Origin of the sequence: Pseudomonas sp. LS.1a (assembly GCF_022533585.1) — a bacterium.
In the GTDB taxonomy this organism is placed as follows: Bacteria; Pseudomonadota; Gammaproteobacteria; order Pseudomonadales; family Pseudomonadaceae; genus Aquipseudomonas.
Window position 1 is genome coordinate 1,372,338 of record NZ_CP092827.1, and the last position, 13,642, is coordinate 1,385,979.

Sequence of the window (13,642 nt, forward strand, 5' to 3'; positions counted from 1 at the left end):
ACCGCACAGGTTTCAGCCTTTGCGCAGTACTTGTGGGAGCGGGTTCACCCGCGAAGAGGCCCTAACTGGAGGAACCGGCAGTCACTACCTGCACTGACAACCTTGGCGTTGCCAAATCCAGCCCGGCCTCATCCAGCTGCCGCTTCAACGCCAGGTTGAACGCCCGCGAAACCTCCCACTGCTTGATCGGTGCGGTCTTGAACCGCGCCCGCAAGATCGCCGAACCCGACTCGAAGCTCTCCACCCCCTGCAGCTCCAGCGGCGACCAGATGTTGCGGCGCATCAGCGGGTCGTTGCGCAGCTTCTGCCCCACCTCGCGAATCAGCGTGATCGCCTGGTCGATGTTCATGCTGTGCGGGATCGCCACGCGGAAGATCGCGTAGCCGAACTCGCGCGAGTAGTTCTTGATGCTCTTGATCTCGCTGAACGGGATGGTATGCACGATGCCGTCGATATCCCGCAGGCGCACGGTACGGATGGTCAGTCCCTCCACCGTGCCCAGGTGCCCGCCCACATCCACGTAGTCGTCGATGGCCAGCGAGTCCTCGATGATGATGAACAACCCGGTGATCAGGTCGGCCACCAACGACTGCGCACCAAAGCCGATGGCCAGGCCGATCACACCGGCACCGGCCAGCAGCGGGGTGACGTTCATGCCCATGTTGGCCAGGGCGACGATCACCGCGATGATGAAAATGACCACGAACATCACGTTGCGGATCAACGGCATCATGGTTTGCGCGCGGGCGTTGGCCAGGCCCCGGCGCGAACGCACCAGGGCGTGGTGCACGGCGGTGTCGGCCAGGATCCACACCAGCCAGGCGACGATCAGCGTGCCGGCCAGGCCCAGCAGGCGCACGCTGATGTCGTGGCCGTCGCCCTCGGCGAAGCCGATCATCGACAGGCCCCACACGCGCAGGCCCAGCTCGATGAACACCAGCCAGATGAACAGGTGCACCAGCAGGTAGCCGAAGTTGCGCAGGCGTTCGGCGTACACTGCCTGGCGCTTGCTGGCGCGCTTGGGGTTGGCGGCGTGGCGGCGCACCAGGCCGTTGAGCACCATGCACACCACCACCAGCACCGTGCACATCAGCGACTGGCGCAGGGCGGTGCTGGTATCGCCGGCCGAGATGAAGGTAGCGAACAGCGAAATCGCCACCAGGATCAATGCCGGCACGAACCAGAAGCTGCCGAGGATCTCGATGGTGTCGCTGAGGGTGCGCCGGGTCAGGCGCCGTGACAGCGGCTGGTTGCGGATCAGGTGGGCGATCGGGCGGCGGAAGCGCAGAATGAACAGCCCGGTGCACAGCGCCGCAATCACGTTGGCCAGGGTGGCCAGGGCGTGGGCCAGGTGGGTGCCGAGGGCGACCGTCAGGCGCGGGTCGCTCATCGCTTCGCCAAACGCGGCGAAGCTGCCGATCAGCCACAGCGGGCGGAACGCCTGGTGGCGCAGGATGTGCAGGGCGCGGTGGCGGTGCGGGCCGTCGAGCAGCGAGAAGGCGATCACGCAGATGGCCGAGAAGCAGGTGCCGACCACCAGCGCGTAGGCCAGCACCATGGCCAGCGATTTGCCCAGTGACGGTGGTAGCACGACGCTCAGGTACACGGTGAACACCAGTGCCACCAGCCACGGGCCCAGCTTGCGCAGGGCAAAGCGCACCAGGTCCCAGGTGCGCGGGTGCTGCGGCAGCTCCTCGCTCAGGCCAAAGCGCAGGCGTACCCGGTGGCCGACCCAGTTGAAGGCGTAGGCCAGCACGCTCCAGACGGCGATGACGGCGGCAAAGCCGAACAGGATGGCCGGCCACTGGTGTACCGGCACCATCAACTCGGTCAGTTCGGCCTGGGCCTGTTCGATCTCCGCGGCCCAGCGATGGAACGGGCTGGCATCGCCGCTGAACTGTTTTTCGAAGTCATTCAGGGCGCCGCCGATCAGGCCGAGCACGCCCTGTTCGACGGTGGGTTGCGATTGCCTGGTGGCGTCGCGCAGTTTTTTCAGGTCGGCCAGCAGCTTGGCCCGCTGCTGGTCGTTTTCCAGGTTCTTGATCACCTCGTCCAGCGACTTGCCCAACGGTTCGGTCGCTTCCGGCTGTGCGGGCGCACTGCCACCAAGCAGGCCGGGCAGGCCAGCGGCCTGTACCGGGGTGACAAACAGGAACAGCAGCAGGAAAAGGCAACGCAGAAGGGCAGGCACTGGCAAAACTACCTCAGGTCAAACGATTGACCGAGTGTAGAGGTTCACGACGGCAGTTGCTCCAGGATTTTCCAGCAGGTGAGGCCGAAGATACCCAGCGTGCCGACCCACATCATCAGTACGCCGATGTTGCGCTCGCGCAGGCTGAAACCGATGGTCAGCAGCATCAGGAACAGGAACACCGGCACGAACAGGGAAAGGAACGGGGACATGGACAGCAATCCTTTTGCAGTGGGGCCATGTAACAAGCATAGCGGGTGGCAGGCGAAGCGGGATTGACCTTGAGCAGGCCTGGCCTCTTCGCGGGTAAACCGCTCCCACAGGTACCGCACAGCTCCTGAAGGTTGTGCGGTCCGTGTGGGAGCGGGTTTACCCGCGAAGAGGCCGGGCCTGACTACATCAAGGCAGCTCGCGGCTACGGTAGAAGGCGCTCAGCACTTTCACCAGGTGCGCCAGGTCATGGCTACCGCACAGCTCGCGAATCGAATGCATGGCAAAGGTTGGCAAGCCGATATCCACCGTACGCACGCCCAGGTGGCTGGCCGCAATCGGACCGATGGTCGAGCCACAGCCCATGTCGCTGCGCACCACAAAGCTCTGCACCGGCACTTCCTCGGCCATGCACAGATGGCGGAAGAACCCGGCGGTCTCGCTGTTGGTGGCGTAGCGCTGGTTGTTGTTCACCTTGATTACCGGCCCGGCGTTGAGCTTGGGCCCGTGGTTGCCGTCGTGCTTGTCGGCGTAGTTGGGGTGCACGCCGTGGGCGTTGTCGGCCGACACCATCAGCGAGCGCTGGATGGTGCGCACGTAGGCGTCGCCATCCGGCAGCAGGCGCTGCAGGGTCTGCTCCAGCATCGGGCCGTCGGCACCACAGGCCGAGCAGCTGCCGACTTCTTCATGGTCGTTGCACACCAGTACGCAGGTTTCGTCGCTGTCGGCGGCCAGCAGGGCCTGCAGGCCGGCGTAGCACGACAACAGGTTGTCCAGGCGCGCACCGGCGATGAAGTCGCCGTTCAGGCCGACCAGGGCGGCGTCCTGGGTGTCGTAGAAGCTCAGCTCGTAATCCAGCACCACGTCGGCGATCAGCTCGTGCTCGCGGGCCAGTTGCTCGGTGAGCAGGGCTCGGAAATCGATGCGCTCGTCACCCGCCACCTGGGCCAGGATGGGCGGCAGCTCGTTCTGCGGGTTGATCGCCCAGCCTTCGTTGGCGGTGCGGTTGAGATGGATGGCCAGGTTGGGGATGATCGCGATCGGCAGCTTGAAGTCGATCAGCTGGCTTTCGACCTTGCCGTCACGGCGATAGGTGACCCGGCCGGCCAGCGACAGGTCGCGGTCGAACCATGGCGCCAGCAAGGCGCCGCCATACACTTCTACACCCAGCTGCAGGAAGCCCTGGCGCTGCAGTTCAGGCTGCGGCTTGACGCGCAGGCACGGGCTGTCGGTGTGGGCACCGACCATGCGGATACCGTTCAGCAGTGGGGCTTGCTTGCCCAGCTTGATGGCGATGATCGACGAGTCGTTACGGGTGACGTAGTAGCGACCGCCAGGCACTGTGGCCCAGCTGTCGCGCTCGTCCAGGCGCTGGTAGCCGGCAGCTTCCAGGCGCTGGGCCAGGCTGGCGGTGGCGTGGAAGGGCGTGGGGGAGGCCTTGAGGAAGTCGATAAGGCCAGAATTCAGTGCGTCGCGCATAGCTCACTCCAGACAGCAGTGGCGCGAGTTTAGCGTATTAAGTCGACAAATTGTGTCTGCCTCTTCGCGGCTGCAGCCCCACAGGTACTGCACAACCCTCGAAAGCGGTGCGGTCCCTGTGGGAGCGGCTTTAGCCGCGAAGAGGCCAGTACAGGCTGTACACATTCAGAAGGGCGCAGGGCACTCGAACTTCAGCCGCTCCCCGGACACCGGGTGGGTAAAGCTCAGCATCGAGGCATGCAGGCACAACCGCTCATGGGCCGCCAGTGCCTCGGGGTTGGCATACAGCCGGTCGCCCAGCAGCGGGTGCCCGATCGACAGCATGTGCACGCGCAACTGGTGCGAGCGCCCGGTAATCGGTGTCAGTTCTACCCGGCAGTAATCACCGCAGCGCTCGACGATGCGCCAGAAGGTCAGCGCGTGCTTGCCCTGTTCGTGGTCCACCACATGCCGTGGCTTGGTCGGCGGGTCGTAGCGCAGCGGCAGGTCGATGCTGCCGCTGTCCAGCGCCGGTTGGCCCCAGCACAGCGCGGTGTAGGCCTTTTCGGTTTCGCGGTCGTGGAACTGGCGCGACAGCTCACGGTGGCTGTCGGCATCCCGGGCCAGCAGGATGATGCCAGAGGTTTCCCAGTCCAGGCGGTGCACGATCAGCGCGTCGGGGTAGCCGTTTTCCTGCAGGCGGGTGATCAGGCAGTCCTTGTTGTCCTCGGCGCGGCCGGGTACCGACAGCAGCAGGGTCGGTTTGTTGATCACCAGGATGGCGGCGTCTTCGTGCAGGATCTGGATGTTGGACAGCGGCATTGCTTGGTCTCGGTTATATCGGGGAAAACACTGGGGCCGCTTTGCGGCCCATCGCCGGCAAGCCAGCTCCCACAGGTACAGCGCGAACCCTGTGGGAGCTGGCTTGCCGGCGATGGGCTGCAAAGCAGCCCCAATGATCCAGGCCTGGTCGCGAAATCAGCGATCCGGCAAGGTGATGTTCAGCTCCAGAATCGAGCAGCTACCCTGGTTTTCCAGCTCGATATGCACATCATCGTTGCCGATGTTTACATATTTGCGGATCACTTCCAGCAGTTCTTTCTGCAGCGCTGGCAGGTAGTCCGGTTCGCTGCGTTGGCCGCGCTCGTGCGCCACGATGATCTGTAGACGCTCTTTCGCTACCGACGCGCTGGTCTGTTTCTGTCTGCCACGAAAGAAGTCAAAAAGGTTCATGGTTTACTTGCCTCCAAACAGGCGCGCGAAGAATCCTTGCTTCGGCACTTCGATGAACCGCAGGGGCTTTTCTTTGCCCAGCAGACGGTCGACGGTATCGCTATAGGCCTGGCCGGCATCGCTCTGGTCGTCGAGGATGACCGGGATACCCTGGTTGGAAGCCTTGAGCACGGCCTGGCTCTCGGGGATCACACCCTTGAGCTTGATCGCCAGGATTTCTTCGACGTCGGCGATGCTCAGCATTTCGCCCTTTTCCACGCGCTCCGGGTGGTAGCGGGTGATCAGCAGGTGTTCCTTGATCGGCTCTTCGCCATTCTCGGAGCGGCGCGACTTGCTCGACAGGATGCCCAGCATGCGGTCGGAGTCACGTACCGAGGACACCTCGGGGTTGGTGACCACGACGGCTTCGTCGGCAAAGTACATGGCCAGGTGTGCGCCTTTCTCGATACCGGCCGGCGAGTCGCAGATGACAAAGTCGAAGTCTTTCTTCAGCTCCATCAGGACCTTTTCCACGCCTTCCTGGGTCAGCGCGTCCTTGTCACGGGTCTGGCTGGCGGCCAGCACGTACAGGTTCTCGAGGCGCTTGTCCTTGATCAGGGCCTGTTGCAGGTTGGCTTCGCCGTTGACCACGTTGACGAAGTCATACACCACGCGGCGTTCGCAGCCCATGATCAGGTCGAGGTTACGCAGGCCCACGTCGAAGTCGACGATGACGGTCTTGTGGCCACGCAGTGCGAGGCCGGTACCAATGGCGGCGCTGGTAGTGGTCTTGCCCACCCCCCCCTTGCCGGAAGTAACCACGATAATCTTGGCCAAGGTGTTTCACCCCTAAAATAATCGGGACACAAGTCCCTGCAAAAATACAAAAAAATGGCAACGGTAAGAAAAGTTGCACTAAAAATGCTGGCAAGTATCCGTTAAAGACGGGTGATGTTCAACACGTCGCCAGACAGGCTGACTTGCACGCCGGTGCCCCACAGCGGGTCGCGGCGCAGGTCTTCGCAGACCTTGTACTGGCCGGCGATGGAGACCATTTCGGCGGTCATCTGCTGGCAGAAGATACGTGCCTTGGTATTGCCTTTGATGCCGGCCAGGGCGCGGCCGCGCATGGCGCCGTACACATGGATGTTGCCATCGGCCAGAAGTTCCGCCCCCGGGCTGACCGAACCGGTCACCACCAGGTCGCCGCCCTGGGCGTAGATCTGCTGGCCGCCACGTACTGGCGAAGTGATGATGCGGGTCGGGCGCACCTCGGGTTCAAGGATCGGCGGCGGGACCGGGGCCGGCTCGGGCTTCTTCACCTCGGGCTCGGGCTCCAGCGGCCGTTCGCGGGCGCCGGATGGTGGCAGCACCGGCAGGTCGATGGCGATGGCCGCGGCGATGTCTTCGATACGGCTGGCGCGGATGGCCAGGGTGCGCAGGCCGTGGTGGCGGCAGATCCGCATCAAGCCGGGCAGGTCGATTGCCCCTTCGCCGGCCGGCAGCTTGTCCAGCGCCAGCACCAGCGGCGTGTTGCTGAAGAAGTTCGGTGCCTGGGCGACTTTGGCCGCCAGTTGGCGGTCGAGGGCCTCAAGGTCATTGCGCGCCAGCTCCAGCACTGTAATGGCGAGCATGCTGCCCTTGAGCTGGAACACGGAGGCGGTATCGGGTGTGTGGTTTGGGCTCATGGTCTGCATAGACGGCTTGTTGCGAAAAAAGTGCCCTGACTTATAACGATAAGACCGGTTGCCCGCAACATGCGCTGATCCGTTGTAGAATGCGCGGCCTTTGTCTTTCCGGAAGCTTCAATGGAACGCCCGCGTTTTCGTCCCTATTTCCTTCACCCACGTTTCTGGGGCCTGTGGTTGGGCCTGGGCCTGCTGTGGCTGGTGGTCCAGTTGCCGTACCGGGTCCTGTTGAAAGTCGGTGCCGCGCTGGGTGCGGTGATGTACCGCTTTGCCGGTGAGCGGCGGCGCATTGCCGCGCGCAACCTGGAACTGTGCTTCCCGGAGCTGTCGGTCGACGAACGGCAGCGTCTGCTCAAGGCCAACTTCGCCTCCACCGGTATCGCCTTCTTCGAAATGGCCATGAGCTGGTGGTGGCCCAAGGCCCGGCTGGCGCGTCTTGCCCATGTCGAGGGGCTGGAGCACCTGCAGGCCGCCCAGCAGGCGGGGCAGGGTGCCATTCTGATGGCGGTGCACTTCACCACCCTGGAAATCGGCGCCGCGCTGCTCGGCCAGCAGCACACCATCGACGGCATGTACCGCGAGCACGGCAACCCGCTGTTCGACTTCATCCAGCGCAGCGGCCGCGAGCGGCATAACCTCGACTCGCTGGCGGTGGAGCGCGAGGATGTGCGCGGCATGCTCAAGCTGCTGCGTTCGGGCCGGGCGATCTGGTACGCACCGGACCAGGACTACGGCGCCAAGCAGAGCCTGTTCGTGCCGCTGTTCGGCATCCCGGCGGCGACGGTGACGGCCACCACCAAGTTTGCCCGGTTGGGCAAGGCGCAGGTGATTCCGTTCACCCAGAAGCGCCTGGAAGATGGCAGCGGCTATCGTCTGGTGATCCACCCGCCGTTGGCGGACTTCCCCGGGGAGAGCGAAGAGGCGGACTGCCTGCGCATCAACCAGTGGGTCGAAAGCGTGTTGCGCGAATGCCCCGAGCAGTACCTGTGGGCGCATCGCCGGTTCAAGTCGCGGCCCGAAGGGGCGCCGCGGCTGTATGACAAGAAGAAGCGTTGAATCTTGTTTTGCCTGTGCCGGCCTATTCGCGGGTGAACCCGCTCCCACAGGTTCTCCACAGGCCCTGAAGGCTTTGTAATACCTGTGGGAGCGGGTTTACCCGCGTAAGGGCCGGCACTGACAGCACATCAACCCCAGGAAGGACTCCTATGGCGCCACCCCCGGTAACCGGTCTCATCCTTTCTGGCGGCGGCGCCCGCGCCGCCTACCAGGTCGGCGTGCTGGCCGGCATTGCCGAGTTGCTGCCCGCCGGCGCGCACAACCCGTTCCCGGTCATCGTCGGTACCTCCGCCGGCGCCATCAACGCCGTCACCCTGGCCAGCGGCGCCACCCATTTCAGCGAAGCCGTACAACGGCTCACCGCCTTCTGGCAGAACTTTCGCAGCCATCTGGTGATCCGCAGCGACTGGCCCGGCGTGGTCCGCCAGGCCAGCCGCTTCGTCGGCCACAACCTGCTGGGCCTGGGTGGCCCGGCGCCGGTGGCGCTACTGGACAGCAGCCCATTGCGCGGCCTGCTGCAGGCGCACCTGAACCTGGACGGCATCGCCCACTCCCTGGCCGCCGAGCAACTGCGCGCCGTCGCAGTGACCGCCTTTGGCTACGAATCCGGCCAGGCGGTGACTTTCTACCAGGGCCGCGGCACCATCGAAGCCTGGTTGCGCCACCGCCGCATCGGCATGCCCACGCCGTTGACCATCGACCACCTGCTGGCCAGTGCGGCCATCCCGCTGCTGTTCGCCCCGGTGCGGCTGGGCGACGAATATTTCGGTGATGGTGCGGTACGCCAGTCGGCGCCGATCAGCCCAGCCTTGCACCTGGGCGCCAGCCGGGTACTGGTCGTCGGGGTCAGTGGCAACCCGCAGCGGCCGGCGCCACCGTTGCCGACCCAGCGCGTGTTCAGCGGGCAGCAGCCGAGCCTGGCGCAGATCGGCGGGCACATGCTCAACAGCACGTTCATTGACAGCCTGGAAGATGATATCGAGCTGCTGCAGCGCCTGAACCACCTGAGCCACCTGTTGCCGGCGCACCTGGATGCCCGGCGCCTGGGCCTGGCGCCAATCGACGTGCTGGTGGTGGCGCCCAGTCAGCCGCTGGACGAGATTGCCGCGCGGCACCGGCGCGAGTTGCCGGCGGCGTTGCGCGTGTTCCTGCGCGGGCCGGGGGCGACGCGTACCAGCGGGGCGGGGGTGTTGAGCTATTTGCTGTTCGAGGCCAGTTACTGCAGCGAGCTGATAGAGCTGGGGCGAAAGGATGCCTTGGCCAAGAAGCGGGAGCTTTGCCAGTTCCTGGGGTTGATGTTGCCAGTGCCGGCCTCTTCGCGGGTAAACCCGCTCCCACAGGGATCGCACAATACCTGAGGGTGGTGCAGTCCCTGTGGGAGCGGTTTTACCCGCGAAGAGGCCTGGCCTGCCTACTCGGCTATCTGCAGCTTGCGCGCCTGGGTATACACATACCGCACCTTCTCGTACTCGAACGGCGAGTTGAGCTGGCCATAGCGGAATTTGGTGCTGTAGCGCTTGTCCACCACACGCAGGACGGAGATTTCCGGGTGGTCGCTGCTGGCTTCGGCCACATTCAGGTAGTTGATCGCCTGTTCGCCCGCATAATCCACCACCAGCCCGGTGGTATCGCGCAGGTTCGACGGCCCCAGCACTGGCAGCATCAGGTACGGCCCGTCCGGTACGCCGTAGAAGCCCAAGGTCTGGCCGAAGTCTTCACTTTGCCGCGGCAGGCCCATGCTGGTAGCCGGGTCCCACAGCCCACCCACGCCGATGATGGTGTTGAACATCAGCCGTGCGGTGATCTCCGCCGAGCGCTTGGCCTTCAACTGCAACACGCTGTTGAACAGGTTCGGCACGTCGCCCAGGTTGTTGAAGAAGTTGGTCACCCCGGTGCGCACGAAGCGCGGCGTGACGTACTGGTAGCCGCTTACCATGGGCAGCAGCACCCATTGGTCCAGACGGTAGTTGAAGTGATAGACGCGCCGGTTGATCGACTCCAGCGGGTCGTACACGTTCAGTGCCTGCAGGGTAGAGCGCTCGAACTCGCGCTGGTCCAGCCCCGGGTTGAATTTCAGCTCGCGCAGCGGGTCGAGGAAACCATCGGCCTCGGGCGCCAGTGGTGCTTCGGTAACTTGCGGGTCGGCTTCGACCACGCTGGCCCGGGGGGCGGTTTCGGCGGCCAGGGCATGGCCGGTGGCGAACAGGGCAGTGGCGAAGAGGAGTTTGTTAACCACGGAAGAACTCCAGCATGGCGTCACTGTTGACGCGGTAATTGAGGTTGCCGCAATGGCCGCCGTGGGGGTAAAGGGTCAGGCGCTCACCGAATACCTTGCGCAGGAAGCCTATGTCGCCGGGGCCGAGGATGACGTCGTCGGCGTTGTGCATCACGGCGATCTTGTCGCTGCTGCTCAGGTAGTCCTCCAGCGCATACAGGCTGACCTGGTTGACCAGTTGCAGGATGCTGTTGCCATCGGTGCGGGCGCGCCACATGGGGATGACCTGCTCGGTCATGTAGCAGTCGAAGTCGCACTGCAGGGCACGCTTGAAGAACGGCGTGAGGCTGCTGCCTTCGGTGATCGGGAACTTCGGCGGAATGATCAGGCCGCGGCGGTTGATCAGGTCGGAGGTGAAGGCAATGTCGGCCGCCGAGAAGCGGAACGAGGTGCCGATCAGCATGGCCATCTGCTCGTTGGACAGGTGCTGGCGCGACTGCTGGAAGTCGTACAGCAGGGCTTCATTGAGGTCGATGTAGCCCTTTTCCTGGAAGTAGCGGGTCAGCTTGGCCAGCATCAGCTCGTAGAAGGTGGTGCTGCGGTCGATACCCTTGACCTGGGTCTGTACCAGCTTGTCGAGGTTGTTGATCGAGGTGTACAGGTTGACCGGCGGGTTCAGCAGCAGCACGCGCTTGAAGTTGAAGCTGCGGCGGGTTTCGTCCAGGTGGCTGACGAAGGCCGCGTCGAGTGCGCCCAGGCTGTAGCCGGTGAGGTAGAACTCGCTGATTGGCAGGCGCGGGTGCTGGGCGCGCACGGCCTGCATCACCCGGTACATGTCTTCGGCATCCTCCTGGCTGACGCCGGGGGTGGCGAAGCGCGAGGCGGCGCTCATGAAGTCGTAGCTGGTGGGCGACGACAGCTGCACCACGTGGAAGCCGGCCTGGTAGAACAGCTTTTTCAGGTATTCGTTGATGCTGCTGGTGTAGGGCGCACCGGTGCCGGCGATGATGAAGATCAGCGGTGCCTCGTGGTCCTGGCGGGCCAGGCGGTACTTGAGTTTTTTCACTGCCCAGAAGTTGTCGGGCAGGGTGAACTCACGGTCCGGGCGCAGATTGAGGCTGTAGTCGGACTGGCTGATTTCGTCATCGTCGGGCAGGGTGGGGCGCTGGTCTGGCGGCGTGGTGGCGATGGTTGCCTCGAACGGGTTGGTCAAGGGGTAGCCATAGCTCGCGGCGTCGATATCCCGCGCCGAAGCGGCCACAGCCATGAGCAGGCCGCCGAGCAAGGCAGCGAGGCGCAAAGATCGAAGCATGTAATCCCCCAGAAGAACGCAAGGTCGAGCAGTGTGCAGGCTAGGACCACAGCGGACCGGGCAAAGTTGCCAAGTGCGGTGGTCTTTGGTGTGCTTGTTAACTGCAACATAGCTGCAGAGATGTGATTTTGCCTTACAACAGGGCATAAGCGATCATGGATGCTTTCGATTACCGCTATTGGAGAACTGGATGTCTCGTTCGCTGCCGGCTGCGCTGCTTTTGCTGTTTCTGGGGCTGTGGCTTGCTGCCAGTTATGGCGTGCGCTACGGGCTGATGGAAGACGGGCAATGGGTTGGGCTGTGCACGGCGCCGGCGGCGTACTGGCAGTGTGAGGTGCGGTCGTTGCTGGGGTTGGGCATTCATCATCAGGTGATGGCCTGGAGCGGGCTGGCGCTGGCGCTGCTGGCGCAGGTCGTTGCTGGCCGTAGCGGCTGGTGGCTGGCAGTGGTGGCGTTGGTGTTCGCAGTACCGGCGCTGGTGCTGTATACCGCCAGCATTGCCGTGTTCGCGCTGGTGCTGGCGGGGTTGCGGTTGGTCAGGCAAGCGCGGCGTGGCTGACAGGGAGATGCCTTGGTTGTTGTGCCCCTGCCGACCCCACCCTAATGCTCAAACCGGTCGCAATCGCAAGCTCCGCCACAAGGCAGCCGTCATCAGCACACTCACCCCGGCCCACCCCCAGGCCTGCTGGTTCTCCAGCCCTTCCACAAACAACTGTGGCGCCACCCCGGCACCGACGATGAACGCCAGCAACGCCACCTCCGCCCGCGGCGCCCGCACCGGCCACCGTGCAAACACCAGCGCCGGCAGCGCCAGCGCTGCGCTGGGGAAGCTGCGATAGCGTGGGTCGAACACCATCGCCAGCATGCTCACCGCTGCGGCAAAACCTGCCGCCAGCAACAACCAGCCGGCCCGCGCCTGCAGCCAGGCGTACAGGCGCTCGCGCCAGCCCGTGCGCCGCGCCAGGGCCAGCACGGCATGGGCCAGTACCAACAGGTTCAGCCCCGCCAGCAGCAGCGCCCACAGCCATTCCCCGGCAAACCGCGCATGGGTGCGCATCAGCTCGCCCCAAAGCCCCAGGCAAGCGGCACCAAACGCCGCCAGCAACGGCAGCAATATGGCCGCTGTCGGGGTGGCAGGGCGCCCGGCAAGCATCAGCATCAGCACCATCAGCACGGCACCGGCCAGCAACCATTGCGGCCAGTAAGGCAGGTTGCTCACCGGCCCTTCAAGTACGCCCTTGTCCTGCCGGTCGGCATCGTAAAGCCCCCAGTAACCACCGACCGCCCCTTCATTGGCGCGCTTCCATGGCTGGTCGAACGCCTCGATCAGGTTGTAGTGCCAGCCGTTGTTTTCGGCCATGGCCACAAACCCACGAATGAAGCGCGCCTCGTTGACCCGGCCGGGCTCCGCGGTCTCGCGCTGGCGGCCTTCGCTGGGCCAGCCGGTTTCGCCGATCAGAATGTCCTTGGGCGCGAAGCGCGTGCCAAACACCCGGCGCACATCGGCGACGTGGGCCAGGGCTTCGTCGATGCCTCGCGGGTCGTCTTCCCAGTAAGGCAGCAGGTGGATAGTCAGGAAGTCCACCGCAGGTGCCACCTGCGGGTGCTGCAACCAGAATTCCCACACATCGGCGTAGGTTACCGGCACCTTGACCTGGCTTTTCACCCGGGCGATCAGCGTGGCCAGGTGCGCGCCGGTTACTTCCTTGCGAAGCAGCGTCTCGTTGCCGACGATCACCGCGCTGACCACGTCGGGGTTGGCGTTGGCGGCGGCGATCAGCAGGTCGATTTCTTTCTCGGTGTCTGCCGGGTGGGCGTTGACCCAGGCACCCAGCATCACTTTCAGGCCATGCTTGCGCGCCAGCGCCGGGATCGCCTCAAGACCGGTCTGGGAATAGGTACGGATGCACTGAAAACGCTCGGCCAGCAACGCCAGGTCGGCATCCATGCGTGCCGGGCGCAGGCGCAACGGCTGGTCGTAGGGCGACTGGTCCTTGTCGAACGGGGTGTACGAGGCGCATTGCAGCTTGTGTGTCGGGCTGGCCGCGTCGGGCAGTTGCACCGACTTGCCAAGCCCGTACCAGAGCCCTCCGAGCCCGAGCAGGGCGAGCAGGCAGGCAAGCAGGTACAACGGCAGCAGCAGGCGGGTAGAACTGGGCATCGGGCGGTCCATCGTCAGGCGCAAAAGGGTAGATAGTAGCCCGGCGCCAAACCTTTGGCATGCAAGGATCGCGCAGGTTGGCGTAGGCCGATGGCGCTAATGGCATAGTGCTGTCGCATATGGGGCGGCTACAGGTCGT

13 protein-coding genes are annotated in these 13,642 nt (G+C 64.4%); 3 read left to right on the plus strand and 10 right to left on the minus strand.

The window, feature by feature from the left end; translation table 11 throughout:
* Nucleotides 1-61 precede the first annotated feature (61 nt).
* The 7 genes from MKK04_RS06395 to minC all read right to left on the minus strand — a co-directional run bounded on the left by MKK04_RS06395 (nt 62) and on the right by minC (nt 6,768).
* Nucleotides 62-2,191, minus strand: a complete 2,130-nt coding sequence (locus MKK04_RS06395; protein WP_207829171.1) for a mechanosensitive ion channel family protein — start codon at nt 2,189-2,191, stop codon at nt 62-64.
* A gap of 44 nt (nt 2,192-2,235) precedes the next feature.
* Nucleotides 2,236-2,403 (minus strand): hypothetical protein, encoded by a 168-nt coding sequence (locus MKK04_RS06400; protein WP_166674223.1) that lies wholly within the window; start codon nt 2,401-2,403, stop codon nt 2,236-2,238.
* Nucleotides 2,404-2,590: 187 nt separating this feature from the next.
* Nucleotides 2,591-3,880 carry a M18 family aminopeptidase gene (locus MKK04_RS06405; RefSeq protein ID WP_207829169.1) on the minus strand — a complete coding sequence of 430 codons (1,290 nt, stop codon included), beginning with the start codon at nt 3,878-3,880 and terminating at the stop codon, nt 2,591-2,593.
* Between the two features lie 165 nt (nt 3,881-4,045).
* A complete protein-coding gene (locus MKK04_RS06410) occupies nt 4,046-4,681 on the minus strand; it encodes an RluA family pseudouridine synthase (protein WP_011532730.1) in 636 nt (211 codons plus the stop codon).
* Between the two features lie 156 nt (nt 4,682-4,837).
* Nucleotides 4,838-5,092, minus strand: coding sequence for a cell division topological specificity factor MinE (minE, locus tag MKK04_RS06415; protein WP_003252572.1), 255 nt, complete (start codon nt 5,090-5,092; stop codon nt 4,838-4,840).
* Nucleotides 5,093-5,095: 3 nt separating this feature from the next.
* On the minus strand, nt 5,096-5,908 hold the full coding sequence (gene minD, locus MKK04_RS06420) for a septum site-determining protein MinD (protein WP_013971423.1): 813 nt from the start codon (nt 5,906-5,908) through the stop codon (nt 5,096-5,098).
* Between the two features lie 101 nt (nt 5,909-6,009).
* A complete protein-coding gene (minC, locus tag MKK04_RS06425; protein WP_063911594.1) occupies nt 6,010-6,768 on the minus strand; it encodes a septum site-determining protein MinC in 759 nt (252 codons plus the stop codon).
* A gap of 111 nt (nt 6,769-6,879) precedes the next feature.
* Here minC and MKK04_RS06430 point away from each other — a divergent pair, with 111 nt between their 5' ends.
* Nucleotides 6,880-7,815: a lipid A biosynthesis lauroyl acyltransferase gene (locus MKK04_RS06430; RefSeq protein ID WP_063911595.1), complete on the plus strand. Its 936-nt coding sequence runs from the start codon at nt 6,880-6,882 to the stop codon at nt 7,813-7,815.
* A gap of 149 nt (nt 7,816-7,964) precedes the next feature.
* On the plus strand, nt 7,965-9,173 hold the full coding sequence (locus MKK04_RS06435; protein WP_241106355.1) for a patatin-like phospholipase family protein: 1,209 nt from the start codon (nt 7,965-7,967) through the stop codon (nt 9,171-9,173).
* A gap of 53 nt (nt 9,174-9,226) precedes the next feature.
* Here the strand turns inward: MKK04_RS06435 and MKK04_RS06440 are convergent, their stop codons facing one another.
* Together MKK04_RS06440 and MKK04_RS06445 are read right to left on the minus strand one after the other, a co-directional pair.
* Entirely contained in the window at nt 9,227-10,051 is an 825-nt protein-coding gene (locus MKK04_RS06440; RefSeq protein ID WP_207829158.1) for an MlaA family lipoprotein, read from the minus strand.
* On the minus strand, nt 10,044-11,342 hold the full coding sequence (locus MKK04_RS06445) for a serine/threonine protein kinase (RefSeq protein ID WP_046616718.1): 1,299 nt from the start codon (nt 11,340-11,342) through the stop codon (nt 10,044-10,046). The genes MKK04_RS06440 and MKK04_RS06445 overlap by 8 nt, the downstream gene beginning before the upstream one ends.
* Before the next feature lie 190 nt (nt 11,343-11,532).
* Between MKK04_RS06445 and MKK04_RS06450 the strand changes: the two genes are divergently transcribed.
* The gene (locus MKK04_RS06450) at nt 11,533-11,901 is read left to right on the plus strand and encodes a hypothetical protein (RefSeq protein ID WP_207829156.1); all 369 of its coding nucleotides are present in this window, start codon (nt 11,533-11,535) and stop codon (nt 11,899-11,901) included.
* Between the two features lie 48 nt (nt 11,902-11,949).
* Here MKK04_RS06450 and MKK04_RS06455 read toward each other — a convergent pair whose 3' ends face one another.
* Nucleotides 11,950-13,515 carry a glycoside hydrolase family 17 protein gene (locus MKK04_RS06455; RefSeq protein WP_241106356.1) on the minus strand — a complete coding sequence of 522 codons (1,566 nt, stop codon included), beginning with the start codon at nt 13,513-13,515 and terminating at the stop codon, nt 11,950-11,952.
* Between the last annotated feature and the right edge of the window lie 127 nt (nt 13,516-13,642).

What these genes read in the sequence shown, in the direction of transcription:
- MKK04_RS06400 (WP_166674223.1), bottom strand. Translation starts at nt 2,403, where the DNA reads ATGTCCCCGTTCCTTTCCCTGTTCGTGCCGGTGTTCCTGTTCCTGATG.
- MKK04_RS06405 (WP_207829169.1), bottom strand. Translation starts at nt 3,880, where the DNA reads ATGCGCGACGCACTGAATTCTGGCCTTATCGACTTCCTCAAGGCCTCC.
- MKK04_RS06410 (WP_011532730.1), bottom strand. Translation starts at nt 4,681, where the DNA reads ATGCCGCTGTCCAACATCCAGATCCTGCACGAAGACGCCGCCATCCTG.
- minE (WP_003252572.1), bottom strand. Translation starts at nt 5,092, where the DNA reads ATGAACCTTTTTGACTTCTTTCGTGGCAGACAGAAACAGACCAGCGCG.
- minC (WP_063911594.1), bottom strand. Translation starts at nt 6,768, where the DNA reads ATGCAGACCATGAGCCCAAACCACACACCCGATACCGCCTCCGTGTTC.
- MKK04_RS06430 (WP_063911595.1), top strand. Translation starts at nt 6,880, where the DNA reads ATGGAACGCCCGCGTTTTCGTCCCTATTTCCTTCACCCACGTTTCTGG.
- MKK04_RS06435 (WP_241106355.1), top strand. Translation starts at nt 7,965, where the DNA reads ATGGCGCCACCCCCGGTAACCGGTCTCATCCTTTCTGGCGGCGGCGCC.
- MKK04_RS06445 (WP_046616718.1), bottom strand. Translation starts at nt 11,342, where the DNA reads ATGCTTCGATCTTTGCGCCTCGCTGCCTTGCTCGGCGGCCTGCTCATG.
- MKK04_RS06450 (WP_207829156.1), top strand. Translation starts at nt 11,533, where the DNA reads ATGTCTCGTTCGCTGCCGGCTGCGCTGCTTTTGCTGTTTCTGGGGCTG.
- MKK04_RS06455 (WP_241106356.1), bottom strand. Translation starts at nt 13,515, where the DNA reads ATGGACCGCCCGATGCCCAGTTCTACCCGCCTGCTGCTGCCGTTGTAC.